This window comes from Paenibacillus whitsoniae, assembly GCF_003955665.1.
In the GTDB taxonomy this organism is placed as follows: Bacteria; Bacillota; Bacilli; order Paenibacillales; family NBRC-103111; genus Paenibacillus_E; species Paenibacillus_E whitsoniae.
In genome coordinates this window covers 167,568-192,680 of record NZ_RXHU01000015.1, presented here as the reverse complement: position 1 = coordinate 192,680, position 25,113 = coordinate 167,568, and the positions used below count along the sequence as shown (strand labels likewise).

Genomic DNA, 25,113 nt, shown 5'->3' with positions numbered 1-25,113 from the left:
TTGTTGAACCTTCGCCGCATTCCTTATAATCGGAGCCAGAGGACAACGATTCAGGCGCCGAATCGCGATTCTGACGGCAACACGAAGGAGGCCTGTCATATGGCTGCGAAAACGAAAGCTGCAAGCATACCTGTCGCGGGAGCGAAAGTAAAGAGGCCCCGGATGCGAGGCCACTGGGACTATTTGATTTTTGTCATCCCGGTCATCTTGTACTTTCTCATCTTCTGCTACGCACCGATGTATGGCGTGCAGCTGGCATTCAAACGATTCAACCCCGCACTGGGGATTATGGGCAGTCCGTGGATCGGCTTTGACAACTTTGACAAGCTGTTTCATTCTTTTCAATTCATACGCATTCTCAATAATACGCTTCTGATCAATCTGTTTAAAACGCTGATCAGCTTTCCCATCCCGATTATCCTTGCGCTCATGTTCAATGAGATGCGAAGCGAAAGATGGAAGAAGACGTTTCAGACGATTACGTACGCCCCTTATTTTATCTCGACCGTCGTCTTCGTCGGCATCATTAATTTGTTTCTCGGCGGCGAGAACGGGTATCTGAATCACCTGCTGGAGATGATCGGACTTTCTCCGCTTCCTTTCTTGAACAGTCCGGGGTACTTTCCCGGGGTCTATATAGGCTCTGATATTTGGCGGAACAGCGGTTGGAATTCCATTATCTTTATCGCGGCCTTGGCTGCCGTCGATCCGCAGCTGAATGAATCGGCCCAGATCGATGGGGCCAGCCGGTGGAAGCGTATTATCCATGTGAATCTGCCCTGTATCATGCCTGTGATTATTATTCAATTTATTTTGCAAATGGGGAAAATGATGACCCTCAGCTACGAGCGAATCCTGCTCATGCAGAACAGTCTGAACCTGGAAAGATCGGAGGTCATTTCCACGTATGCCTATAAAGTAGGGCTGATAAATATGGACTATGGCTTCTCGACCGCTGTCGGGCTGTTTAACAATGTGATCAACATCATGCTGCTGCTCGCGGCCAACAAGATTGCCAAACGATACAGCAGCAGCAGCCTGTTCTAAGGAGGAATGAGCGTGGAGGCAGCTTCTCGCGGAATGAAAGAATCTTACGGGGATCGCATTTTCCTGCTGATGACTTATGTCCTGATCGGACTTCTTGTATTAATTGTCCTGTACCCGTTGCTCTATGTGGTGAATGCCTCGTTCAGCGATCCCAAGCTGGTCATCAACGGCCAGATCGGGCTGTTTCCCAAGGGCTTCAATCTTGAAGCCTATCGTCGGGTATTTATGAATGCCGAGATCTGGACCGGCTATCGCAATACGGTGCTGTATACGGTCATCGGCACCTTCGTCAATATTACGCTGACCATGATGGGGGCGTATCCGCTGTCGCGCCGAAATTTTCCATGGCGTCGAGGGATGATGATTTTTATCACGATCACGATGTTTTTCAGCAGCGGCATCGTGCCGATGTATTTGCTGGTGAAGAGTCTTGGGATGTACAACTCGATGTGGGCGTTAATTCTGCCCTCGGCGATCAGCGTCTATAATATGATCGTAGCCAGAACGTTTCTGGAAACGAACATCAATGAGCAGATCTACGAGTCGGCATATATGGACGGATGCAGCAATATCAAATCGTTTTTCTATATTGTCCTGCCGCTTAGCGCGCCCATTATGGCTGTGCTGGTGCTCTTCTATGCAGTCTATCATTGGAATTCGTATTTCGAAGCAATGATCTATTTGAAAGATCGTTCCTTGTATCCATTGCAGCTCTTCTTGCGGGAAATTCTAGTCATGAATCAGTCGGATAACGTGATGATGGATTCGATTGAGATGGATACGAGCAAATTCCTCGTGGCAGAAGGCGTCAAATACGCCGTCATTATCGTATCCAGCGGGCCGATCCTGCTGCTCTACCCATTCCTGCAGAAGTATTTTGTCAAAGGGATGATGATCGGTGCGCTGAAAGGTTAATCTAAATTAAGGGAGATGACGAATTATTATGAAAAAAACATTGACGATAGTGGCAACCACGATGCTGATTGCCGCCATTCCTGCACTGAGCGCTTGCAGCAAGGATACGCCTGCAGAATCGGCAGCCCCGGGCGCCAAAGACGCCGCAGCCAATATTACTAAAACCGGAATGCCGATCGCCAAGGAGCCTGTCCAACTGAAGGGGCTGGTCTCGAAGTATGAACTGGTCAAGGATTGGAACGAGCACAAAGGCTTGAAAAGCTATGAAGCGAAATCAAACGTCAAGATCACGTGGGATACCGTCCCGCAGAATTCGTTTGAGGAGCGGCGCAATCTCTTGTTTGCTTCCAATGATCTTCCGGATTTTGTGATGCGGGCGAATTTATCGCCGCAGTTAATTACGTCCTATGCCGCGGCGGGGCAGATTATCCCGTTGGACCCTTTGATTGAAGCCGGCTATGCGCCGAATCTCTCTGCGCTGATGAAAGACAATGACGGCATTCGCAAAGCGATTACTTCGGCGGATGGCCATATCTACTCGCTTCCGAATATTAGTGAAGCCGATGGACGGATCAGCTCCTCCTGGCTGAACAAAAAATGGCTGGACACGCTGGGGCTCAAAATGCCGACGACCATGGACGAATTTTACCAAGTGTTGAAAGCATTTAAGGAGAAGGATCCGAACGGGAACGGCAAAGCGGATGAAGTGCCGATGTCCGGATATAAAGAAGGCAGCGGCAGCAGCGGCGACGAATTTTTCCGATCGTTCTATGGCAGCTGGGGCTTCGGCGGCAATTCCGGCATCATCGCGCCTTACATGGATGTCGATAAGAACGGCAAAGTTCGTTATATCGCAGCCGACAATACCTTCAAAGACATGCTCACCTTCTTCAATAAGCTATGGCAGGAAGATCTGATTGATAAGGAAATCTTCTCGCAGAATATGAATCAGGAAGTCGCGAAAATTGATAGTGAAAGAGTCGGCTACGTCGCCAAAGGCAACAACAATCTATGGATGGGCAAAAATCGCAGCAATTACGTCCAGAACCCGGTTATAAAAGCGATTGACGGCCCTGTCTACTGGACAGGCATCAGCCCTAAAGTGCGGGATACAGGCTCCTTTGTCATCACAAGCAAAAATCCGAACCCTGCCGCTACGCTGCGCTGGGGAGATTACTTCCTGAGCGAAGAGGGAACGGCCTTGGCTCGGCTTGGGATTGAAGGCGTGACGTACACCATCGGCAGCGACGGTTTCTATAAATTGAAGGATGAATTTGCCCACAATCCGAAAGGGCTTACGGTGGATGAGGCGCTTTCCGAATATACCATTTTCCAAGGCGGCGGCATTCCGCAGCGGGTTACGCAAAAAGTTGACCAAAGCGCAGCGGTTCTGCCGGAAATGATCGCCAATAAAGATGTGATTCGTCCTAATCTGGTGCCGGATGAGAAATTGATGATTCCGAACTTCACCGAGAAAGAGAATATCGAACTGAGCTCTTACGCGACGGATATTAAAGCGTTTACGGATGAGCAAGTCATTAAATTCATTACGGGTGCGAAGCCACTCAGCGAGTGGGATAAGTATGTGAGCACGTTGAACAAAATGCAGCTGGATAAATATTTGGCAATTTATCAAACGGCGTATGACCGCTGGAATCAGAAGAAATAATCCGCTGTGGGAGAGAGGTCTACACGATGAAATTTTACGGCACAAGTGCAGCCGAGGGCATACCGAATCCGTTCTGCTCCTGTTCAGTTTGCAGCCATGCGCGCCTGAAGGGAGGAGCGGAGATTCGCCGCCGTTCGATGTTTCGAATGAATGAACGAGTCTGTATTGATCTGGGGGCTGACGCTTTTCAACAGGCGATTGACTTTGGCGACTTTACCAAGCTTCAGCATGTGCTGGTCACGCATACCCATGAAGACCACTTTAATTACATGATGATGAATGTTAGAAATATGTCGATCGAGCGATTGAAGGAGCCGCTGAACTTTTATTTTACCGATCAAGCCTATGAGATCGTCAATTTCTACCGACAAAGCCGGCCGATTATGAAAGGGATGACGTCCGATTTGGAGGCGCGCGGCATTGTGGCCTTCCACAAGCTGGCGTTTAACGAAACGGTGAGCATTGCCGGGATGGACGTGACGCCCCTTCGGGGCAACCACCTGGGCAATATGGGAGAGCACTGCGCCAATTATCTGATTCGAAAGCAAGATGGTCAGAAGCTTTATTATGGCGTAGATACAGGCTGGTATTTTCCGGAGACACTCAAACAGTTGGAAAACGTTGTGCTGGATGTGCTGATTAGCGAATGCACCTTCGGGCTTACCGGCGGGCGTGGACTTCATCCGAACGGTCATTTGGACGCCTACTCCTGCATGGAACTGTTCCGCAAGCTGCTGGAGCAAGGGACGCTGCATGAGGGCACGCGCATTTATCTGACGCATATTAACCACTTTACCTCTACGCATGCGGATCTCGTAGGGTGGTTCCAGGAGCAGAACTTCCCATGCCCGATTACCGTGGCTTGGGATGGATTGGACGTGTAAAACCAAAAGGCACTCCTTTTCGAAGGAGTGCCTTTTGGTATTTGGCGGTGATGCTACCAATTATCCCCGCCGGTAGAACCGTTCGAAGAGGAGCTATCCGAAGAGGAACTCCACGAACTGCTTGAGCTGCTGGACGATTGCCGCTGGCGTTCCTCCTCTTGCCGTCTGCGCTCATCTTCCTGTCGGCGTCTTTCTTCCTCTTGCCGGCGATGCTCCTCCCGAATAATCTCATCGTATTCACGCTGCATTCCATCAATCGCATGATCGGCATCGCGGAGATGATTGACGGCTTCCGCATACATTCCCAGCATAAAGAGCCGGTCAATCTCTCCCATTTGGGCCTGGTAGTTTCGGCCATGGCTTCCTGAGATGCGCCGGCTTCTCGTTCGGGCATAGACGGAGTTGTAGCGATCGCGGATTTCGCGAATGCGCCGCTCGGCCTGCTGTTTCTCCTTGACGATGCGCTCGACTTCATCGACGAAGCTGGCGACGTTCCCGGAGAAGGAAACGTGCAAGGCATCCAGCTCATGAAGCGGGATCAGCGGATGTGACAGCAGATCATCCAGTTTCGCTTTCTGACGGCGAATGGTATCATCCAGCTGGGCAAGCTGGCGAGGGATCGCGATGGCATTACGATTTTGGAGCGTGACCGCTTTCTGATAGTGGCTCCATTTACTCGAGGCCTCGGAACGAATTTCTTTCAGTCTTTCCATAGATCGGGTATAAATCTGTAAGGCTTCTTGCAAAGTGGACTCTGCTGATGCGGACAGCTGTTCCATTTTGTTTAGCAACTGATGCGCAAAGGCGTAGCTTTGCTCAGCCCATGCTTTTTTTATCATTTCGGCGGAGCCCGTAATTTGAATGAACGCTTCGGCGACCGCTGTGTACCGCTCCCGCATGACGGACCAGTCAGAAGGGGCGAATTGGTTCTGCATCGTGTGGAGAGCCGTTTGGCAAGCTTTCACGTTCACGTCGAACGTCACGATAAATTCCCCCGCCCACGCCATTTGCTTCTGGACGGCAGCACGAAGCTCCAGTCGCTGCGCAATCATCTGAACGGCTTCGGCGAGTGCCGCTCGAATGGCATTCGCGCAATTGTTGGCTTCGCGCAAGTCTCCTTGCTCCAGTGCGCGGCTTAGTCTCTTATGCGAATCCAGTGCATACGCTGTTTTCTCATAGGGATTCCATTCCACTAACCGCAGCCCATGCTTTTCGAGTTCCGCTGTGATTGTAGCTTCTGTGGTCTGGATTTTGCTCGGTCCTTCGCTGAGCATGGCAAGCAGATTCGGCAGCTCGTCGAGCAGCTTGTGGTGCTCGGCCGTTTGCTCGCGCTGCGGGCGAAGCAAGGCCGCTGCATCGACTAAGTCGGTAAGCTGCTGGGTATACACGGCTTCCGCCTTTTGGCTATTCGCCAGTATTTCTTCTTTTATTCTTCGGAAAGACGTCGGATATTGGCTGGCTGTCTCCTTCACGCGTTCCGTCAGTGCGGCAAGCAGGTTCTGCACGTCCTTGACTTCCTGGCTGTTCGTCTGATCTAATCGCACCAGCTCATCCGCCTGTTCGGCAATCCCGCAAGATTCCTGACGGCTCGTATCCACGCGCTCAAGCAGTGTATCCAGTTCTCTTTTACTTGCGCCGGAGAAAATCAGAATGGGCTGGTTTTGAATGGACTGGAACAGCATTTGCACAGCTTGAATCGTTTCCTCGATGAGGCTGGCTAACGGGAACAGATTTTGTTTTGTTGCCGGACCGTTGTAAATGTCGAGGAGCGGCTTCAGCTTCTCCTGCGATTTCGTGAGCTCGAGCCAGATTTTCTCACTCGCTGCGCGTCCCTTGCGCTTCAGAAAGACACAATAATAATAGCGCCCGGCCAGGAAGAGAGCGAACAAGAGGACGCAACTCACGACGATCAGGATGACCGTCTTCAGCGCCAAAGCAGCAGCATCGGCGCTTTCCCGTTGCGGTGCGCTGGGGAAGGTGAGGGTCGTCTCGCCAGAGCGCTCATTTTGCGCGGTTGGCGCCGCTGGTGCGGTGGGTTGCGGTGCGGTTGCAGCGCCTGCGGCGGCTGGCGCTTCCTGCGCTTGCGGCGCAGCGAAACCGTTCAGCTCCGTGATGAGCTGCACAAGCCCCTTCCCAAAGTCGCCGTTCTTCGCCGCCGGCGTAAAATGTTTGCCGACGAATCGATCGATGGACGGTCGGGAGGCATAGTCGCTGCCGGCGTAATCCGCGGGCAGGGCATCCAGCTTGGCTTGGAGCGCCTCGTTCACAAAGTAGAGCTGAATGCGGCGCTCGGCCTTCGAGAGCAGGGCGACAACGTCATTCCCCTGAAGCGACCACGTCTCGTAGACACGTTTGGCGTAGGCGTCAGCCCCTTCATTTCCCAGGGAATCCACCGTCAGCACATACAAGGCGTATGCTCCCGCGCCAGCGGCTTTTTCCAGGGCAGGCAGCTGGTCCGGCGAGATCATCCCTGCGGTATCGTATATGTGGGAAGCGCTTTTCGTGGGCAGACCAGCCGCGTGGGCCACGGAAACACAAAGAGTCATAAAAACAAAAATGAACCATAACGCTTTTTTCACGCCAGACGTCCTCCATTCGGTGATTCCTTCTATTGTAACACTAGCTATGGAATAATTTGTATCTAAAAATCCGAGTCAGCGTCCGTAATGCGATAATTGCCTCGCAATTGTCCATTTTGTAGGGCGCCGATGCTGGATCGTTACGACTCCGGCACCTGTCGGGGGGAGAGGAGGGCGGTGGACACGGTGGACAGACGAAATTCCTGCAAAAAAGCGGGAATTTTTGACACTAACGGCTCTTACGGCAAAATTCCTGCGAAAAAGCAGTTTTTTCCCTCGAGTCCGCTCAAAAAGAGCGTTCCCGCCAAAAATTCCTGCAGATTGGCAGGAATTTGCTTGAATCAGGTGAGGATCGAGGGAAATTCCTGCTTTTTTGCAGCTTTGGGTGCCAGAGGGGGATCAGCCTTGCGCTAGATCTACCTAGCACAACTCGGCAGCACTTGGCCTTCGTCTTCCCTGTCCAGAATGGCTGAACAACTGCAGCATCTCGTCGTTAGATTTAAAGTAAACTGATACAAAGCTAGTGCGCGTCAAGAACCGCTAGGGGAATTTCCTTGGCGGTTTTTCTGATTGATTTGGAAGGAGAATATTTACTTGAAAATGGTAGATTAACTTGTACGTACAAGTTATAATGGTGGTAGCAGCACCTGTTGCATGGTTCAGGGGTGACAGTTGCGATTACTTGTTAAATGACGGGATGGAGGAGCAAGGAATGAAGAGAGATATCCAAAATGCGATTGAGCTAGGACGCACAACACTCGGAATCGAGTTTGGCTCGACACGGATTAAGGCAGTGCTCATTGGGGAAGATCACACGCCGATTGCTTCGGGCAGCCACGATTGGGAGAACAGCTATGTGAATCAGGTGTGGACTTACAGCCTGGAGGACATTTGGAAGGGCTTACAAGATTGTTACCGCAACATGGCTGACGAGGTTAAACGGCAATATGGCGTATCCTTGCACAAAATCGGCGCCATCGGCATCAGCGGAATGATGCATGGCTATATGGCCTTCGATAAGGACGGGGAGCTGTTGGTACCGTTCCGCACATGGCGCAACAATATGACAGAGCAAGCTGCCAAGGCGTTGACCGCTTTGTTTAACTACCCGGTTCCGCAGCGTTGGAGCATCGCGCATCTGTATCAAGCGATTCTCAATCAAGAGGCGCATGTGCCAGACATTGCTTTTCAGACAACGCTAGCGGGTTACATTCATTGGAAGCTTACGGGACAAAAGGTGTTGGGGGTCGGGGAAGCGTCGGGCATGTTTCCGATTGATTTGCAGACGAAGACCTACAACGCCGACATGGTTCGGCAGTTTAATGAAGCAATCGCGGATCGCGAGCTTCCTTGGCGTCTTGAAGAAATTCTGCCTGAGGTGCTCTCCGCAGGGAACACGGGGAGCGTGCTTACGGAAGAGGGCGCGCGTCTGTTGGATGTGACCGGCGAATTGCAGGCGGGGATTCTGCTCTGTCCGCCGGAGGGCGATGCCGGTACCGGCATGGTAGCGACGAACAGCGTGGCGCAGCGTACCGGCAACGTGTCGGCGGGGACGTCGGTTTTTGCCATGGTCGTCCTGGAGCGAGAGTTATCTCGCGTCTACGACGAGATCGACTTGGTGACGACGCCTTCCGGCCATCTTGTGGCGATGGCACATTCGAACAACTGCTCCTCGGATCTCAACGCGTGGGTCGGCTTGTTCGATGAGTTCGGGAAGGCGATGGGCCTGCAAGCCGATCGCAACCAGTTATACAGTACGCTGTATAATCTGGCTTTGCAAGGGGATCCGGATTGCGGCGGCTTGCTTGCTTACGGGTATTTGTCCGGCGAGCATATCACGCATTTTGAGGAAGGGCGACCGCTCTTTGTGCGCTCCTCCGGCAGTAATTTTACGCTCGCGAACTTCATTCGCGTTCATTTATTCACGGCGCTGGGCGCTTTGAAAATGGGCATGGACATCCTGCTCAAGCAGGAGCAGGTGAAGCTGCAGGAAATCGTCGGCCATGGCGGTTTCTTCAAGACCGAGGGCGTCGGGCAGAGCGTGATGGCTGGCGCCTTGAACGTTCCCGTCTCCGTGATGGAGACGGCAGGGGAAGGCGGCGCGTGGGGCATCGCCCTGCTGGCCGCGTATATGCTGCGCAAATCCAGCGGCGAGACGCTGGAGGCGTACTTGAGCAGCCGCGTGTTCGCAGACAAAGCGGGCACCACGCTTGCGCCGCGGCCGCAGGACGCGGCAGGCTTCGAGACGTTTATGCAGCGCTATAAGGACGGCCTCGCGATCGAGCGGGCCGCTGTGGCGAGTTTGAAGTAGTGGATTGGATCAGGACCGGCGGACGATAGCGTTCGCCGGTTTTTTTGTTGCCATTCACCTTAAGGATATGGCTGGGTTATCCCTGAGGATAATATTTTTATTCCAAGAAATACATTATAGTTCAATTATGGCGCCGGATAAGAGTATAGGGAAGGATGTTATCATGAATATGCAACCAACAACAACAACCGACCGGATTTCATTAATTGACATTTTACGGGGATTGGCTGTGTTTGGGATTTTTTTCGTCAATGTTATTTTCTTAAGTTCACCTGATTTGTTTTACCAGCGAAATAGCGTGCTGCCGGATGAGTCGGCGGTCAATCAAGGGGTACGGCTTGTGATTGACATGTTCCTCACGGGGAGATGCTATCCGATTCTTTCTTTGTTATTCGGAGTGGGCTTCTACTTATTTATGCGCCGTGCCGAGCAAAAGGGAAAACGTGTGTTCAAGCTCTTCTCCCGACGGATGCTTATCCTGTTCCTTATCGGCATCGCGCATGGTGTGTTTTTTTATAACGGTGACGTTCTGCACCAATATGCATTACTCGGCAGCCTGTTGATGTTGTTTTATCGCCGTAAAGACAAGACCATACTAAGATGGGCTATTTCGATTCTTATCCTCTTCCTCGTCATGTTTTCATTGTCCTTCCTCCAACCGGCAGAGTCGTTAAATGCCGGCAGCGCAGCGAACTATAAAATTGCGGAGGATTCCGCTGCCGCCGCGATTGAGGTCTATCACCACGGTAATTATGGAGAGTGGTTGAACTTCCGTATCCAACACGAAGTATTGCCGAATTTGGCGTCGGAGCAGATCGGCTATCCCAGCATGTTTGCCATGATGCTGCTTGGATTTTATTTTGGCAGAATCGGTGTGTTCGAGAATATGGGAAAATATACGGGTTTATTTCGCAAGATCAGGAACATTAGCAGTATCGTAAGTGTCATTGTCGTTGTTTCATTTGCGTGTACCCGGTTGAAGTTTTTCGCATTAGGAGCCTATCAAGCGCTGCTCGATCAATTTCTGATATATGGCTGCGGGATATTCCTTAGTTTTCTATACATCTCGTTTATTGTATTGTTGTTCCAGAAGCCGATCGGCCATAAACTCCTTCAACCGCTGAAGTTCGTGGGACAGATGAGTTTAACCAACTATATTATGCAGTCGGTAGTCTCAGTAGTTTTTTTTGCAGGGCTTAACTTCTATGCCAAACTGGATTTTCTTACCGTGACGGGGTATTGTCTGATCGTGATCGCGGTTGAAATCGGGTTTAGCAGATGGTGGATGAACCGGTTTTCGCTCGGACCGATGGAATGGGTATGGAGGCGGTTAACTTACGGAAAGCTTGAGCAGGCACGACCGGCTGCGGCCTCCGTGGTTCAAACGGCTTCAGATCAAAGGCCACGATAGGTTGAGCCGCTCGATGGAACACCATAATCGGAATAACCGAACGATAGAAAATCCAATTATTGGCGACCGTGTTACGTTTCTATCTACATCAATGGAAACAGACGGGGATCATGAACTGGTGGAAGTTGAATTGAACCCGGGCGGTAAAAATGATCTTCACTATCATATCTCCTACTGCGAAGAGTTCGAGGCACTGGAAGGGTCTGTGTACGTCGATTGTAGTGGGGGTACGTATATCGTGCAACCTGGAGAGAAGAAAACCATTCAGATCGGGTCCGTTCACCGGTTTTATAACCCGGGCCCGACTCCCATAAAATTTCGCGTGAAAATTTCCCCTGCCCGCAGCTTTGAGCCGATGCTTAGGATCGCTTACGGCCTCATACAAGACGGTAAAACAAATTCGAAAGGAATACCGCGAAACATTTTTGAATTAGCGATAATCTTTCAACTCGGCGAAAGCTATCTGCCGGGACTCCCTAGATATATACAAAAGGGACTGTTTGGATGTCTCTATCTAATCGCAACAGGTTTGGGCATAAAAAAACGTCTTTATCAAACCTATTGTATGGATACCATATCACCCAGCTAAAGAATGTGATAGCATCATGACGGACAGGCTATAAGAGAGGCATACATCACATCAAATCTTCAATGCAGAGGGAGTCAGCAATTGAATATTAGAGAGGCTCATGAAGGGGATTACCCTGAACTAAGAAAGCTGTATCTCGAATCACGGTGCAATGCCTTCGTATGGGACAATATTATTGAAATGACTTTGGAGGATTTCGATAAGCATACGGAGGACGAATTCATCATCGTAGCAGAAGAGGCCGGTATCCTTATGGGATTTATCTCCTTATATTTGCCGGATAACTTCATTCATAATCTTTTTGTTCACCCGAATTGCTCCGGTAAAGGAGTCGGCAGTCGTTTGCTGCAAGCAGCAGACGATAAAATGAATAAACCGATGCGATTAAAATGTGTATCTAAAAATCATAAAGCATTGACATTTTATGAACGCAACGGTTGGGAGAAGGTTGTTGAGGAAGGCCGTCCGGGAGAAGAGAAGTACTGGGTTATGGAATATAAATAAAACAAGGAACCCAATGGGGTTCCTTGTCAGGCTGTCGAGAAAGTTGATCGGCAGCTTCATTAACGAAGACCGATAGCTCAATCCTACAGCCGAAAATAGGAGGTCACTGCGTTTTACAGTGACCTCCTATTTTTACTGCATGTAGCCATTCGCATTTATCCCCAACTCGCCCCATTTGATCATCATAGAAATAGGTTAACTGTAGGAAAGGTCTATTATTAACGTCCAACACAATGACACGGAACACCTGCTTAGCCGGCTGCTATCTGTCATTTCGCCGTGCGTCCCTTGTACTTGCCGGTGTGAAGGATATCCAATTTCACATGAATGTTCCGCAAGGAATCAGACTTTAACATAAATTCCGATTTGCCGCCTATCCTGTCCCATATCTTCGGAAATTTACGATAGAAGGCTTGCTGAAGCGCGAAGGGATCACATTTCTTTTCTACACCGACTTGAAAAGAATGCTGAATGCTTGCGCGGATCACTTCATTCGCATCGTTCACAAGCTGATCCATAGCAACGTCATCGAGCAGCTCCATAACAAAGCCTTGGAGCTTGACTTGGATATCGAACTTCATCTCGCCCGCCTCCCATATGGGAGTAATCTTGAGCCTCGATTTCTTGATCATGAGCGAAGCATACGGATTCTTGGCTGGGACCATGATGCCGATGTCGCGCAACTTGCTCTGTCTCCATCTCGCGCCTTCCAGTTCGTCAGTAGACATCCATCCGCCAAATTGCCGATCGGTGAAAAAGTAACCCCCGTCAATACGAAACATCGGTTTACCCTTCTTATCTTCCTTCCAGACGGAGCCATCGAGGGAGATAGACGGCAGGACGGCCGGGTTCCCAGGCTCATTAATCCTCGCTGTAATTTGATTGCTTGAGAGCGGCTCATACACTTGTTTCGGGTTGGCGATCAAGGAATCAATCGGGGATTCGTTAAGCATGGACTTCTGCGTGAACAAGTCCTCGAGCTTCTCTTTCGTGCCGTACAAGTAAATATTGTAGCGGATTTCGCGATAGCGGTTCATGGCATTATAGGCCGTCTGGAGGCCTTTCATCCGCAGAAAGCGTTCTGTGCAGACCACGATTCGGACGTGCCCCCAGAACATCGGCAGCTGGGAAGTAAAATGAATGGTGGTAAGGGCTTCCGACAACAGCAAGTTTCTCGCTTTGCCTAGCCAGATGGGGAGCCCATTGCCAATCTCAATTTTTTCGGATCGCGCCACATTACCGAAGTTGAGCACCTGCACGTAGGTGATGTATTCGCCATTCTCATAATCGAGCCCGATGGCCGTCGCGTAAGCTTGGCTTTGGATATCTTGCGAACCCCAGCAGCCTGTCAGACTGACGAGCAGTAGCGGTATGAGGCCGATCGTCAGCAAGCGGCGCCAACGTGTATACACAGCGTCGTTCATTCCTCATCCGCCTCGCGATCGCCGGAAGCATTTCGGCCCAGGAAGGACAGCCGCTTGTTCATCAATCGCCAGGGAAGCCGGATGAAGGCTTTCATCGCTTCCAGCAGACGAGGCGGCGAGAGTGCCGGCAGGTACGGAATGCCGAATGACGTCAACTGAGAGACGTAGATGAAGAATAGAATGATCCCAAGAATCATGCCGTACATGCCCATCAGCGCGCCAAAGAAAAAGAACAGCAGCCGCATAATACTGGTCATGGTGCTCAGCGTTTGGTTGATCAGCGTGACCCCTGCGACGGCTGTAATCGCGCCGATGACGACGATGGAGGGTGAGACGAGCCCTGCTCTTATGGCAGCGTCGCCGATGATGAGACCGCCGATCGAGGTCATCGTTTGTCCGATCGAACTTGGCAGACGTACGCCGGCTTCGCGGAATATTTCGAGCAGCATGAGCAGCAGGAACATTTCAATTTGCGCAGATAAGGGCAGCCCGATCCGCGAGACGCTGATGGTAGCCATGAGCCTGAAAGGCAGCTGATCGGGGTGAAAAGCCATGAGAGCTGCCCATAGGCCGGGAAGAAAGATGGACACCAGCAAGCACAGTATGCGAATTATCCGTGCAAAAGACACATAATAGAAACTGAAATGCGCATCCTCGGGCGATTTCAGCAGCAGCGGCAGATCGGCAGGTCCGATCAGCACCATCGGATTGCCGTCAATCAGGATAACAAACCGGCCGGTAAGCAGCGCATTTACGGCAAAATCCGGCCTGCCGGTAGTCGCAAGCTGAGGTAAAATCGCATATTTGGCATCTGCCAGCAGCTCGTCAATCTGATTTGTCGTGAAAATTCCTTCGACATCTATGTTTGCCAGGCGGCTTCGGGCTTTCTGCAATGCTTTGGGGGGGACAAGATCCTCGAAATAAAACAGGCCTGCTTTGGTTTTCGTCCGTTGGCCCAAGGTGAACGTTTCATACCGCAGCGTGGTGCTGCGGATTCGTTTGCGGATCAGCGCGGCATTGACCACAATATCTTCTATAAAGCAGTCCTTCGGTCCTTTTATTGAAATTTCTGTACTGGACTCGTACGGTGTTCGTTGGGGACGATGCTCGATGCTAACGTGATAAAGGCCCCCGAAGGAAGGGAACAGGAGGACGAGCTCGCCTTGAAAGAGGGATTCCGCAACTTCATCAGACGTGACCGCGGGGGCGTAAGGGATGAGTTGAAGAGACCCCAGGCTTTGCAGCGATTGGGCCTGAAAGCTGCCTTTCGCTTCAAATTGCTTTCCAAGTGCAGGCAGCACGGTCAAAGCCAGCGCGCTCGTATCGCTGAGCCCGTCAGAATAGGCGATGACGACCTTCGTCGCTTCTTCCGTTCCGAATTGGCAGACACGGACAGTAACATCGGCCGAATGGCTGAATAAGGCGCACAGCCGTTCTTCTGTCCAGCCTAGCTCATCGTTCCGGCAGACGGCGTTCATGCTTCCACCTCCACATTGTTCTTGCCGAATATGGCGACGAGCAGCCAAGCGGCAAACACGGATAGCATCAGCCCCAAAGAGATTGGAAAATAGTAGTTGTACATCCACAAGTAAAATGCATATTCGTTAATTGGAACGAGGCCAGCGGCAATGTAGGTCGCACAGATGAACGAGACGGCTGCTAGTCGCGCTCCTTTTCGACGAATCGGAAGAAGCTCGACGCAGAGGAACACGGCCAAGCTAATACGCACGCAAGCCCCCGACAACCATTGGAAAATGGAAAAAAAGTCCACATGCTCAATATATTCGCCTAGTTTGACAAGCCGCCACTGTTCGTACGGCGACTCCATTTGCAGTGCCGCTTCGATGGGGCCAAACTCGGTTATGGCGCCAATGACCGGGCCCAGCATCACATACATGGAGAGTCCGGCATACAGGAGGATTTTCCACAGCTTGATGGTGGTCGTGATCTTGTGCTGCATGGCTAGAAGCACTACAGCTTCAATAAATCCCCCGCAGGCATACGTCATGCCATGGATGATTGGCGGCAGCCCATGCTCCATGACCGGTGTCAGCAATGTAAAATCCTTCTGTTTCATATTCGAGAAAGAAACGAAGTAGCCCAGGCAGACCACAATCGGCAGCAGCAAAGCCGCGGCAATGGCGATCGTCCGAAGGCCCCAGTATGCGGTAAGCAGACAAAGCAGCGTTAACGTAAGCACAACGAGCAGCTTAGGACTTGTCGGCAAATAATTGGCGACTGTCCACGTCGCCGTATGAATCGTCGTCATGCCGCCGATCATATACAGCTGCAGGCACAGCGGGATCACCAGCAGCCAACCGATGACAGGGTGGGAACTGGCGGACAGCCAAAGCAGCAATTTTTGCTGTTTGGTCTTGCGGATCATCCAGGTCAAAGGGATTGACCACACGAAGAACAAGGCGCCTGACAGCAGAACAGTCAGCCAAGCGTCTCTGCCGGAAGCGTCTAGCAGCATAGGATTGACGATCACATGGTTCGTGAGTCCGTTCATAAGGAAAAGAATCAGGCATGCTTGAAAAAAATTAATACGTCCCGTTGTATCGGACAAGGCCTTCACCGCCTATTGGGGGGGAAAAAATTGACAGCATGGCTATTGTGAGCGAGAATGCCGAGAATTATGCGCTGGCCCCCGATTTTACGGACGAGACTTATATTGGCGGGGTGTCATGCCTTCGTATTTTTTAAACTGGCGCATGAAATGGGTGTCGTTCTCATAACCGCACATGTCGGCAATGGCGGCAATGGGCAGCGAGCCGTTGTCGAGCAGAAACTTGGCGTATTCCAGTCTGCCGGTTATCATGTCTTGGATGACGGAACAGCCGAACAACGCTTTATAAATATGCTGAAAATAAGATTTGCTCAGATTCAAGGAAGCAGCAAGCGAGTCCACGGTGCGATGCCTCTGCGGCGAACTGTACAATTCGTTGCGCAGCTCTTCGAACTGGCGGTAATATCGCCTTGCTTTTTCGGCAGCCGCAGGTTTCTCTTGCAAGTTGCTGAGTTTCATAAACAGCGTCCTGACGTCAGCTTCCACAATCGCTTCACAGAGAGGGCCGCCGGAGAGCTTGATGCGCTGCAGTTCCATGATAGATCGGCCGATCAGGTGCGGGTCGACTGCTTGAACGAGTTGATTCAGCGGGAAATGAATGTGAGATAGAAAGGCCTCCACGCCTTCTCCTAGAAAATGAAACCAGTCGTTGACGAACGGTTTCTCCAATTCTCGATAGAGATGGGGGATATCGGGGCTGAACAGGATGTACGTATGTTTCGGGGCCGGGCACCACATCCCGTTCACCATGATTTCTGCTGAACTTTTAAAAAACACAAACGCATAGTTTCCGGCCCCCGCCGGGCGGTCAATTGTAATTCCATTTGGGTGGATGTAATTATACCCGCAGCTTAATAATTCAATCATCAGCTTCACCTCCAAAAAGCACGATTGGTCAGTTTTTGAACATAATAATTTATTGTACACAGCGGTCGGACATTTTACCATAGAGTCAGCAGGAAACGCTTAATTTAGGAGATGAATGATATGGCATTGAAGGCATCTGTGATCGTAGATAAGGATTTTGTCGTCGGCGAGGTTGACAAACGAATTTATGGGTCGTTTATTGAGCATTTGGGTCGGGCGGTCTACAACGGAATTTATGAACCCGGCCATGGGACGGCGGATGAACAAGGTCTGCGCGGCGATGTGATGGGATTGGTGAAAGAGCTGCAAGTGCCGATTGTCCGTTATCCCGGGGGCAATTTCGTATCCGGTTACAATTGGGAAGACAGCGTGGGCCCTGTTGCACAGCGGAAACGGCGGTTGGAGCTGGCCTGGCGGACGATTGAAACGAATGAGTTCGGCTTTAATGAGTTCGTAGATTGGGCACGCAAAGCCAACACCGACGTGATGATGGCGGTCAACCTCGGTACGCGGGGCGCGGATGCGGCGCGCAATATCGTCGAGTACAGCAATCATCCAAGCGGTACATACTGGAGCGACCTTCGCCGCCAGCACGGCTACGAACAGCCGCACAATATCAAGGTATGGTGCCTCGGCAACGAAATGGACGGGCCGTGGCAGATCGGCGCCAAGACAGCGGAGGAATATGGCCGAGCTGCAGTCGAAGCTGCGAAGGTGATGAAATGGGTTGACCCAACTTTGGAGCTTGTGGCCTGCGGCAGCTCCAATCTGAACATGGCAACTTTCCCGGATTGGGAAGCTACCGTGCTCGATCACACCTACAACCACGTTGAATATTTGTCGATGCATCAATATTACGGCAATTCGGACGACGATACCCGGACGTTTCTGGCCCGCTCGGTCGAAATGGATGATTTTATCCGTACGCTGGTGGCGACCTGCGACTTTGTCAAAGCGAAGAAGCGCAGCAAGAAAACCATGTATCTCTCGTTTGACGAATGGAACGTGTGGTATCACTCGCATGCAGCTGATGCGAAAAGAGAGCCGTGGAGCATCGCGCCGCCGCAGCTTGAGGACGTGTACACCCATGAAGATGCGCTGCTGGTTGGCTGTATGCTGATTACGCTACTCAAACATGCTGATCGTATCAAAATGGCATGCCTCGCGCAGCTGGTCAACGTCATCGCCCCGATTATGACGTCGAATGGGGGCGGCGCTTGGCGGCAGACGATTTTTTATCCATTCCTGCACGCTTCCGTTTATGGGCGCGGAAAAGCGCTCGTACCGCTCATTCAATCGCCCAAATACGATACGAAGACGATCACGGATGTGCCGTATCTGGAATCCATCGCAGTCTACAACGAGGAAGCGGGCGAAGTGACGGTTTTTGCCGTGAACCGCAGCCTGGAGGAATCGCTGGCGCTGGAGGTGGATCTGCGCAGCTTTGGAAAATGCCGCCTTATCGAGCATCTTGTGCTGCAGCACGAAGATTTGAAGGCGGTGAATACGGAGAACAATCCGGACAATGTGAAGCCGCATGCGAACGGGAATGCGACCGTTGACGGGTTGAAGATCAGTGCCCAACTTGCCAAGGCATCGTGGAATGTGATTCGCGTGAAGGTGTCATAGGGCGCCGGAAATAGCGAAAAGGAATACCAACCCCGCTGGTGTCGCTGCCGGCGGGGTTTTGATACGAAGAGGATATCTAACGATGGCGCACGAGCCTTTGATGGAGCGGGACAATTATGTGCGACAGGCGGATAGTTTAAGATCATTCGCGGTGAACCTTACCATAAATGACGGCTAAAATTTCTGTGAGTATGTCTGCATTTTATGAAATCTAGTCATGGTAACTAAATATCCTTGGGAATAGAGGATTACCGTACCGAGGGAGTTTAATCACCGCTTCTTATGAGAGGCGGTTTTCTTTTGCTCGAAAATCAACAATTACAATAACAGAGCCATCGAAAAAAAACGCAAGCATTCACCATCCGGAATGGTGGCTGCTAGACTATCGGACGACCGCAAATAGCCTAATCTTTTGTACTTTATCGGGGATTAGGTTTTTAATGTATGCTCTTAAAGCGTTAGCTCTCTTTATAAACACTGGGATCCAAATAGCGATAAAGCAGTTTGCCCAGCTTTTCTGAGCGGGCAATAATGGAAATGGTTCGGGTAGTGTCAAAATCAATGATAGGTACGGCTGTCAAGGACACATCCGACAGATGGTCAGTGACTATCTTAGGAAGTATTGTAATGCCTGCCCCTGCCGCGACATACCCCAAAATAAAATCTCCAAAGGATACCTCAGTAGAAACCTTGGGTTCTATACCTAACATAAGAAGCCTTTGCGTAATGCATTGACGAACGTCACACGACTCTGGGTAGAAAACAAAGGGCTCATCTTTTATATCGGCTATGCTGACACATTGCCGTTCGTCGAGAGGATGGGATCTGGAGAAGACAGCCAAGTATGGTTCGGAAAACAAATCCTTACTCCAGAGGTGAGTATCTGCAGACCTTTTATCAATCAAGGCTGCGTCAAGCTTTCCAGCCTTCAGCCAAGACAATAGCTCCGCTGAAGTATTACAAACCATTACATCCGTATTGATCTCCAGGGTCGGTATTATTCTCCGAAGAAAGTAAGTGGCTATACTTGGCAAGGCTCCAAGCCAAATTTTTTGAGTTGATTTGAAATCCTGCAACTCTTTATAAATCAGTTCCAAATCCATAAGTAAGGGGTGAATGCGTTCCAATAGCATAGCCCCAGCCTTAGTCAGCTCAACCCCCTGGGTTGAGCGATAAAACAAAGCAACCCCATACGTCTCTTCAAGTTTTCGGATTTGTTTGCTGATCGCCGGTTGGGAAAGATTCAACAATTCACTCGTTTTTGAAAGGCTCTTGTGTTGTGCGGTCATTACAAAGCTTTTAAGCCATTGAGTATCCAATGCATCACACCCTAGTTCAAACTTTTCGTTATACCCATCTAGCATAATGGAAATTCCGTACTTATTCAAATAGTGGTAAATTGTTGATGTGATTCTATAACTTTTAGTAAGGAGAGGGATATTATGAAAGTGAGCATTATAGGAACCGGACGTATGGGTAAGGCTTTGATTGAGGCCGCAGCACCTCAAATCCAAAATGTAATATGGGGATCGCGTTCTATTGAGAAGGTCGATGGCTTGATTAAGGAGCTCGGATCTGAGGCTCTTCCTGGATCTTATGACCAGGCACTTGCCGCTGATGTAATTTTTCACACGCTTTGGTTTCGTGATCTACTGCCATGGGCAAAACATAACGAAGAAGCATTGAAAGGTAAAATACTGGTGGATATTTGCGTTCCGTTCACTTCGGATTTTTCCGATCTCGCTATAGAATGGGGAACTTCTGCCGCAGAGGAAATTCAACAAGCTTTACCGGATACCAAGGTCGTGGGAGCTTTTAAAAATACTTTCTGGAAGGTTTTTAATCAACCCGTCCATCAAGGCATCAAAAGCGATGTATTTGTTACTTCAGATGATGAAGGGGCTAAAGAGATGGTCATGAAGCTTTTGCAGCCTCTTCCATTTCGATTTTTGGACGCAGGAACGCTTAAAAACAACCGAACCATTGAACGTATGACTCTATTTTCAAGAGAGCTATCTCAACGCTACGGCCACTATCCCTATGTATCCTGGGGGCTATGGGGGAGCGATTATAAAGGGCTTTTTTCGGAGTAACGGGCAGTTTTGATTAATGATTTTCACAATATTTTTTTGTTTATTGATGTACACGACCAAGAAAAATTTCAAGTATACATGACAGCTACCTTTTGCAGGAGCGGACATCGACGCAAGTCATTTTTTTACTTGAGGAAGAAGCACTGTATACACATGTTCCGTTAATCATTCTTCCTTATGGGAAATCCATTCGAGTTATAGAACCAAAGAATCTAAAGAATAAACTTGTGGCGATTGCTTCAGAGTTAATACTTAAAATGGTTTGCCCTTCTTACACCGGAGAAGAATACTACAACATGGAATCGGCTGTCACCGATGAGAGATTGATCACTGCATCCGGAGTAGCTCCATTAGAATTTTCTGTTCATGTTTTAAAAGCGCTAGATGTATTTTCTCCAAAAACATTAGACGCTTGGTATCGTCTTAACAAAACTCATGAACCTAAATACTTCTACGAGTTAATGAACTCAATGAAATGACAGTATAGGGATACAAGGCCTGTTGAATGCAGTGTGTTGCTAATCAGGATAGCTTATCGGGGCCGTATTTACCTATACTTATCTGGACAAAACCCAAGTTTCGATACTGCTTGTGTCTTCCTTTTTGTACAGAAATGGACTTGCAGACTTCTCCCAACAGAGTTAAGTTACCACACAAATATTGTTGGGAGGAATTTACTTATGAATACAGATACGTCTTCAAACCGCAATTTCTTGATCTGGCTCGAGGTAGTTGTTTAAGGAAGCAACAAATGATGAAAAACGGTCGCTCCTACGGGCACTGATTAAGGAAATCCACGTGGAAGCTGACCGCAAGAGCATTAAAAATATCGTCTTCTGGTTCTCGGAAGACGATTCCTTTAGGGAATCTGCTTTACCAGTCAGTGACGTGGGGAAAACCTTATCATAAGTAGGGCAAAGTTTTTTGGCCGCGCCGCCCAGACATGCCACGTAATCACTATCGTTATATTTTAATGACCAGGCACAGAATGAAACGGACTAGCGTAATGTCGAACGCTAGTCCGTTTCCGTTTGTTCATTTTTCGCTTTTCGCTTTTTTCAGCTGCTTTCGCTCGACATGGGCCAATCCCCATTGATGTAAGGTTTCCAACACCGGAGATAGGCTCATGCCGTATTCCGTGATGGAGTATTCCACTTTCGGCGGGATTTGTGGATAAATGACTCGTTTAACGAGCTCTTCCTCCTCCAATTCGCGCAGATGGAGCGTAAGCATCCTTTGAGTGATATCGGGTAGCAATCTTCTTATCTCATTGAACCTCAAAGGTTTACCTTGAAGCAAATGATAAAGGATAATCGGCTTCCATTTGCCGACGATCGAATCCAGCGCCGCAACGAATTGACATTGGACAGGGTTCTTTTGCATACATCGGCCTCCGTTACAGTACCTTTTTTCATACTATACCACATTATTGTGCCTACTTACCATAAGTAAGTTTATATTATATGATAAACCTAGAAAGTGTATTTATTTTAGTTACAGAAGGGAAGTTTTCATTCATGGCAACAGTACTGTATATCACCGCACATCCCCTTGATCCTCAGGAATCTTTTAGCCTCGCGGTAGGCAAAGAATTTATTGAATCGTACTGTGAGGCAAATCCAACAGATGAAGTTATTCATTTGGATATGTACAAGGAGTATATTCCACAATTTGATGCTGATGTTTTACGCGGTTGGGGAAAGCTTCGTTCGGGTTTGTCTTTCGATCAATTGTCCGATGCCGAGCAATCAAAAGTAGCCCGTCTTGAGGCGATTGTTGATCAATACGTGGCTGCCGATAAGTACGTGTACGTTTCCCCCATGTGGAATTTCTCGATCCCACCGGTTTTGAAAGCATACACGGATGCGACTTCAATTCCGGGGAAGACGTTCAAATATACCCAAAATGGTCCAGTTGGTCTGTTGTCGGGCAAGAAAGCCTTGCACATTCAAGCTAGCGGTTCCGTTTATTCGGAAGGTCCTCTTGCCTCGCTTGAAATGGGATACAGCTATTTGAATAAGGTTTTACGTTTCTACGGGATTCAATCTCTTGAGGCACTATTTGTTGAAGGCACGGCATCATTAGATCAAGCTTCAGCTATTAAAGAAAAAGCCATTGCTCATACTGCAGAAATTGCCAAACGTTTCTAATGGCGGCATCGTTCGCGAACCTCCAAAAGTAAAGTAATGCTTTAACAGAAAAGGCGCTCAAAAGAGCACCTTTTCTGTTAAAAAAGAAAGGATCTTCACCTAAAAACTAGAAGCAAAGTCTGCCGAAACAAGACACACCCGCACCACTTGCAGCATCATTAAGCTATCGGGCAGCGTTTATTCATAGAGGGAGATTACTTCCAATATGTGTTGAAATTATTGTTAATGCTGTAACGTGTAGGAGGACGAATCAAAAGGTAGGTGACCGCTACGTTACTTCTGAAAGGCATCACTGGATGTCGTGTCGATGCTTTGCCAGAGGTCGGTTCTCTACAATTCAAAAGACTCTGTTACTTGTTGGCAAACTATTCTAACGGAAAGATTCTGTCCTTTGAAGATCCACATGCATAGCAAAATTTCTATTAAACAGAGATTGGTATACATAACCAAAGCCCTTTCTAGAGCCTATTTTTTCGGACAACGGACAGATATATATTATGAACCTCTAACAATTAACATATATTGATATCTAAACTATTAATTGAGGGGGGATTAATAATGAAGTCTACAAGAATTAACAACTTATTTCTTAAATACCTAAAGAAAAGATATGGTTATATAAACGTAAGGCAGTATATGCCTTCCAATGAACTTAATTTTCAATATTATGTGGGGACAGATGTTCAAAGAGGAAAAACTGTTTTCATTAAAATGTATGGAAACCTACCGGAGGTTGCCAGAAGAGAAGCCTTATTACTTCAACTGCTCGAGCGTAGAACCAGATCGAAATATTTCCCAAAATTGTTGGCGTATAATGTGAAGGGCAAATATCCCTTTGTTGTTCTCGAATATGTTCAGGAGGCAACTTCATTGGAAACATGCTTAAGTGAAAGAAAAATACAAAGTCAACATAACAAGCGACAACTGTTGCGGCAAATGAACGATATTTTGCAAATTTTGCATAAAAACAAGATCATCCATCGCGATATTCGACCAGCCAATTTATTGGTCCGTAGAGGAAAAGACGGTAAACAAATGGAGTTAGTACTAATTGATTTTGCATTTTCCGTTTTGAAGCACCCGAGTCACGTTCAGGAACTTGCATTTCTAAAGTCCAGAAGAGACATATTGGAAGCTCTTGGAGAGAAATCTTACAAACCGAGTGCATTCAAATGGGATGATGCGTATTCATTCTGCAAAATTGCCAAAGAGATAGATTCGCAATCTCAAAAAAATTTTCCTAATGAATGGAGACAGCTCAATTCCTCCATTGGTAAAGTCGTCTACGCAAGCAAGTCGTAAGCGAGTAATAGCGTCTTGGTCAGCCGCTGTTTTTTTTAATGGATGAGTCGAAAACTCAACGATTCCGCCTGTTCACGAGGCAGAGCTGTCCCTTGTTTTGACCGAGGCGCGGGTGTGGTTCGCCTGATGCTGCTTCTGACGATTGGCGCCGACGACCCCGCATATGATAAAGATCGATCCGATGATGGCTGCCGCCGTAATACGCTCTCCGAGGAAGATCGCCCCGGCGCCAATCGATACGATGGTGGATAGATTGGAGAACACGCTCATTCTGGAAGCGGAAAGGATGGACAAGACATAATTGGACGTCAGCGCCGTGACCAGGGAAGAAATGACGCCCAGGAAAAGAATGGAGGCCACAAAAACGCTGCTCGCAAGCGGCTGGAACAAAAGGTCGAGCGTTCCGGCTGCTCCATGCGTTGTGAGCGAAACAATGGAAAACGTGACAAATCCGGTACCGAGCATCAAATAGGTAATCTCTGCCGGGCTGAACTGCGAGGCAAGTGACCGCGCCATGACGCTGTATCCGGCAAATGCCAGACAGGTCAAGAGCAAGAAGCCAATGCCCATCAGGTTGGACAAGTCGATCCCACCCCCCTTCATCGCGAAGATGAAGACGACGCCTGCAACGGACAGGAGGACGGAAAGCTTCTGGAAGACGGTCGTCGTTTCCTTCAGAAACAGCGAGGCCAGCATCATGGTGGCGATGGGGGTAAAAGCATAGAGAATGCCGGCTTCGGCTGAAGAGGCATGCTTGAGCCCGTACGCTTGGAGCGTGAAGAAGCCTAGCGGGTACATAGCCGCCAGGAGCAGCACTTTGTGCAGCGGTTTGCCGCGATAGTTCAGTTTCGTCCAGCCGAACACCACCGGGATCGACATGACGGCAAAAGAAGCCGCGAAGCGTAATGTCAGTGTATCCAGCGGGGAGGCGTAGTCGAGTGCGATTTTAGCAAATAAAAATGAAAATCCAATGATCGTCGCGTTAAGCACGGCGAATGAATAGGCTAGCTTGCGCCCATGAAATTTGGTCATCTTGGCTTACACTCCTTGCAATTGAAATGTGTTCTTCGGCGTCGGTCAACTCCAAGATAAGGGAATTTGCGGGCGGGTACAATGTGCATTCCTCATAACTGTATCGGTACAGTTGACCTCGCGTGTATAATCGGAGAG

General features: G+C 49.2%; 20 protein-coding genes and 1 pseudogene. 13 read left to right on the top strand and 8 right to left on the bottom strand.

The features are described from left to right. The first annotated feature begins 99 nt into the window (after positions 1–99). From EJQ19_RS05510 to EJQ19_RS05495, 4 genes are read left to right on the top strand one after another with little or no spacing between them, the layout of a single operon-like run. Positions 100–1,047, top strand: a complete 948-nt coding sequence (locus EJQ19_RS05510) for an ABC transporter permease (RefSeq protein ID WP_126140191.1) — start codon at positions 100–102, stop codon at positions 1,045–1,047. A gap of 33 nt (positions 1,048–1,080) precedes the next feature. Then, on the top strand, positions 1,081–1,962 hold the full coding sequence (locus tag EJQ19_RS05505) for a carbohydrate ABC transporter permease (RefSeq protein WP_206438375.1): 882 nt from the start codon (positions 1,081–1,083) through the stop codon (positions 1,960–1,962). A gap of 28 nt (positions 1,963–1,990) precedes the next feature. After that, complete coding sequence (locus EJQ19_RS05500) at positions 1,991–3,631, top strand: type 2 periplasmic-binding domain-containing protein (RefSeq protein WP_126140189.1); 1,641 nt, start codon at positions 1,991–1,993, stop codon at positions 3,629–3,631. 26 nt (positions 3,632–3,657) lie between these two features. Continuing rightward, complete coding sequence (locus EJQ19_RS05495) at positions 3,658–4,515, top strand: MBL fold metallo-hydrolase (RefSeq protein ID WP_126140188.1); 858 nt, start codon at positions 3,658–3,660, stop codon at positions 4,513–4,515. A gap of 53 nt (positions 4,516–4,568) precedes the next feature. Here the strand turns inward: EJQ19_RS05495 and EJQ19_RS05490 are convergent, their stop codons facing one another. Then, the gene (locus tag EJQ19_RS05490) at positions 4,569–7,094 is read right to left on the bottom strand and encodes a septation ring formation regulator EzrA (RefSeq protein WP_126140187.1); all 2,526 of its coding nucleotides are present in this window, start codon (positions 7,092–7,094) and stop codon (positions 4,569–4,571) included. 712 nt (positions 7,095–7,806) lie between these two features. On the opposite strand from EJQ19_RS05490, the gene EJQ19_RS05485 reads away from it, so the two are divergent. The 4 genes from EJQ19_RS05485 to EJQ19_RS05470 all read left to right on the top strand — a co-directional run bounded on the left by EJQ19_RS05485 (position 7,807) and on the right by EJQ19_RS05470 (position 11,909). Continuing rightward, positions 7,807–9,405 (top strand): xylulokinase, encoded by a 1,599-nt coding sequence (locus EJQ19_RS05485; RefSeq protein WP_126140186.1) that lies wholly within the window; start codon positions 7,807–7,809, stop codon positions 9,403–9,405. A 163-nt stretch (positions 9,406–9,568) separates the two neighbouring features. Continuing rightward, positions 9,569–10,816, top strand: coding sequence for a DUF418 domain-containing protein (locus EJQ19_RS05480; protein WP_164716336.1), 1,248 nt, complete (start codon positions 9,569–9,571; stop codon positions 10,814–10,816). A gap of 13 nt (positions 10,817–10,829) precedes the next feature. Then, on the top strand, positions 10,830–11,405 hold the full coding sequence (locus tag EJQ19_RS05475; protein WP_126140184.1) for a cupin domain-containing protein: 576 nt from the start codon (positions 10,830–10,832) through the stop codon (positions 11,403–11,405). 81 nt (positions 11,406–11,486) lie between these two features. Then, on the top strand, positions 11,487–11,909 hold the full coding sequence (locus tag EJQ19_RS05470; RefSeq protein ID WP_126140183.1) for a GNAT family N-acetyltransferase: 423 nt from the start codon (positions 11,487–11,489) through the stop codon (positions 11,907–11,909). Positions 11,910–12,178: 269 nt separating this feature from the next. Here EJQ19_RS05470 and EJQ19_RS05465 read toward each other — a convergent pair whose 3' ends face one another. The 4 genes from EJQ19_RS05465 to EJQ19_RS05450 form a co-directional block, all read right to left on the bottom strand. Further along, entirely contained in the window at positions 12,179–13,333 is a 1,155-nt protein-coding gene (locus EJQ19_RS05465; protein ID WP_126140182.1) for a Ger(x)C family spore germination protein, read from the bottom strand. Beyond that, entirely contained in the window at positions 13,330–14,811 is a 1,482-nt protein-coding gene (locus EJQ19_RS05460; protein WP_126140181.1) for a spore germination protein, read from the bottom strand. Before EJQ19_RS05460 ends, EJQ19_RS05465 begins: the two co-directional genes overlap by 4 nt. Then, positions 14,808–15,902: an endospore germination permease gene (locus EJQ19_RS05455; RefSeq protein ID WP_241242744.1), complete on the bottom strand. Its 1,095-nt coding sequence runs from the start codon at positions 15,900–15,902 to the stop codon at positions 14,808–14,810. The genes EJQ19_RS05460 and EJQ19_RS05455 overlap by 4 nt, the downstream gene beginning before the upstream one ends. 87 nt (positions 15,903–15,989) lie before the next feature. Then, entirely contained in the window at positions 15,990–16,769 is a 780-nt protein-coding gene (locus EJQ19_RS05450; RefSeq protein ID WP_126140180.1) for a helix-turn-helix domain-containing protein, read from the bottom strand. Between the two features lie 120 nt (positions 16,770–16,889). On the opposite strand from EJQ19_RS05450, the gene arfA reads away from it, so the two are divergent. Beyond that, positions 16,890–18,398 carry an arabinosylfuranosidase ArfA gene (gene arfA / locus EJQ19_RS05445; protein ID WP_126140179.1) on the top strand — a complete coding sequence of 503 codons (1,509 nt, stop codon included), beginning with the start codon at positions 16,890–16,892 and terminating at the stop codon, positions 18,396–18,398. A gap of 458 nt (positions 18,399–18,856) precedes the next feature. On the opposite strand, the gene EJQ19_RS05440 is transcribed toward arfA, so the two are convergent. Continuing rightward, positions 18,857–19,717, bottom strand: coding sequence for a LysR family transcriptional regulator (locus tag EJQ19_RS05440; RefSeq protein WP_164716335.1), 861 nt, complete (start codon positions 19,715–19,717; stop codon positions 18,857–18,859). A gap of 123 nt (positions 19,718–19,840) precedes the next feature. Here EJQ19_RS05440 and EJQ19_RS05435 point away from each other — a divergent pair, with 123 nt between their 5' ends. Together EJQ19_RS05435 and EJQ19_RS05430 are read left to right on the top strand one after the other, a co-directional pair. After that, positions 19,841–20,491, top strand: coding sequence for an NADPH-dependent F420 reductase (locus EJQ19_RS05435; RefSeq protein ID WP_206438366.1), 651 nt, complete (start codon positions 19,841–19,843; stop codon positions 20,489–20,491). Positions 20,492–20,742: 251 nt separating this feature from the next. Beyond that, positions 20,743–20,970, top strand: a pseudogene (locus EJQ19_RS05430) (glutamine amidotransferase); the annotation flags it as partial. A gap of 556 nt (positions 20,971–21,526) precedes the next feature. Here the strand turns inward: EJQ19_RS05430 and EJQ19_RS05425 are convergent. Beyond that, complete coding sequence (locus EJQ19_RS05425) at positions 21,527–21,874, bottom strand: winged helix-turn-helix transcriptional regulator (protein ID WP_126140176.1); 348 nt, start codon at positions 21,872–21,874, stop codon at positions 21,527–21,529. Positions 21,875–22,008: 134 nt separating this feature from the next. On the opposite strand from EJQ19_RS05425, the gene EJQ19_RS05420 reads away from it, so the two are divergent. Next, on the top strand, positions 22,009–22,641 hold the full coding sequence (locus EJQ19_RS05420) for an NAD(P)H-dependent oxidoreductase (RefSeq protein WP_126140175.1): 633 nt from the start codon (positions 22,009–22,011) through the stop codon (positions 22,639–22,641). A gap of 558 nt (positions 22,642–23,199) precedes the next feature. Further along, positions 23,200–23,943 (top strand): protein kinase domain-containing protein, encoded by a 744-nt coding sequence (locus EJQ19_RS05415; protein WP_126140174.1) that lies wholly within the window; start codon positions 23,200–23,202, stop codon positions 23,941–23,943. Between the two features lie 72 nt (positions 23,944–24,015). Here EJQ19_RS05415 and EJQ19_RS05410 read toward each other — a convergent pair whose 3' ends face one another. Continuing rightward, positions 24,016–24,975: a DMT family transporter gene (locus EJQ19_RS05410; RefSeq protein ID WP_126140173.1), complete on the bottom strand. Its 960-nt coding sequence runs from the start codon at positions 24,973–24,975 to the stop codon at positions 24,016–24,018. Positions 24,976–25,113: the final 138 nt, after the last annotated feature.

What these genes read in the sequence shown, in the direction of transcription:
- EJQ19_RS05495 (WP_126140188.1), top strand. Translation starts at nt 3,658, where the DNA reads ATGAAATTTTACGGCACAAGTGCAGCCGAGGGCATACCGAATCCGTTC.
- EJQ19_RS05475 (WP_126140184.1), top strand. Translation starts at nt 10,830, where the DNA reads ATGGAACACCATAATCGGAATAACCGAACGATAGAAAATCCAATTATT.
- EJQ19_RS05415 (WP_126140174.1), top strand. Translation starts at nt 23,200, where the DNA reads ATGAAGTCTACAAGAATTAACAACTTATTTCTTAAATACCTAAAGAAA.
- EJQ19_RS05460 (WP_126140181.1), bottom strand. Translation starts at nt 14,811, where the DNA reads ATGAACGCCGTCTGCCGGAACGATGAGCTAGGCTGGACAGAAGAACGG.
- EJQ19_RS05435 (WP_206438366.1), top strand. Translation starts at nt 19,841, where the DNA reads ATGAAAGTGAGCATTATAGGAACCGGACGTATGGGTAAGGCTTTGATT.
- EJQ19_RS05420 (WP_126140175.1), top strand. Translation starts at nt 22,009, where the DNA reads ATGGCAACAGTACTGTATATCACCGCACATCCCCTTGATCCTCAGGAA.
- EJQ19_RS05485 (WP_126140186.1), top strand. Translation starts at nt 7,807, where the DNA reads ATGAAGAGAGATATCCAAAATGCGATTGAGCTAGGACGCACAACACTC.
- EJQ19_RS05425 (WP_126140176.1), bottom strand. Translation starts at nt 21,874, where the DNA reads ATGCAAAAGAACCCTGTCCAATGTCAATTCGTTGCGGCGCTGGATTCG.
- EJQ19_RS05450 (WP_126140180.1), bottom strand. Translation starts at nt 16,769, where the DNA reads ATGATTGAATTATTAAGCTGCGGGTATAATTACATCCACCCAAATGGA.
- EJQ19_RS05510 (WP_126140191.1), top strand. Translation starts at nt 100, where the DNA reads ATGGCTGCGAAAACGAAAGCTGCAAGCATACCTGTCGCGGGAGCGAAA.
- EJQ19_RS05480 (WP_164716336.1), top strand. Translation starts at nt 9,569, where the DNA reads ATGAATATGCAACCAACAACAACAACCGACCGGATTTCATTAATTGAC.
- arfA (WP_126140179.1), top strand. Translation starts at nt 16,890, where the DNA reads ATGGCATTGAAGGCATCTGTGATCGTAGATAAGGATTTTGTCGTCGGC.
- EJQ19_RS05500 (WP_126140189.1), top strand. Translation starts at nt 1,991, where the DNA reads ATGAAAAAAACATTGACGATAGTGGCAACCACGATGCTGATTGCCGCC.
- EJQ19_RS05465 (WP_126140182.1), bottom strand. Translation starts at nt 13,333, where the DNA reads ATGAACGACGCTGTGTATACACGTTGGCGCCGCTTGCTGACGATCGGC.
- EJQ19_RS05505 (WP_206438375.1), top strand. Translation starts at nt 1,081, where the DNA reads ATGAAAGAATCTTACGGGGATCGCATTTTCCTGCTGATGACTTATGTC.
- EJQ19_RS05410 (WP_126140173.1), bottom strand. Translation starts at nt 24,975, where the DNA reads ATGACCAAATTTCATGGGCGCAAGCTAGCCTATTCATTCGCCGTGCTT.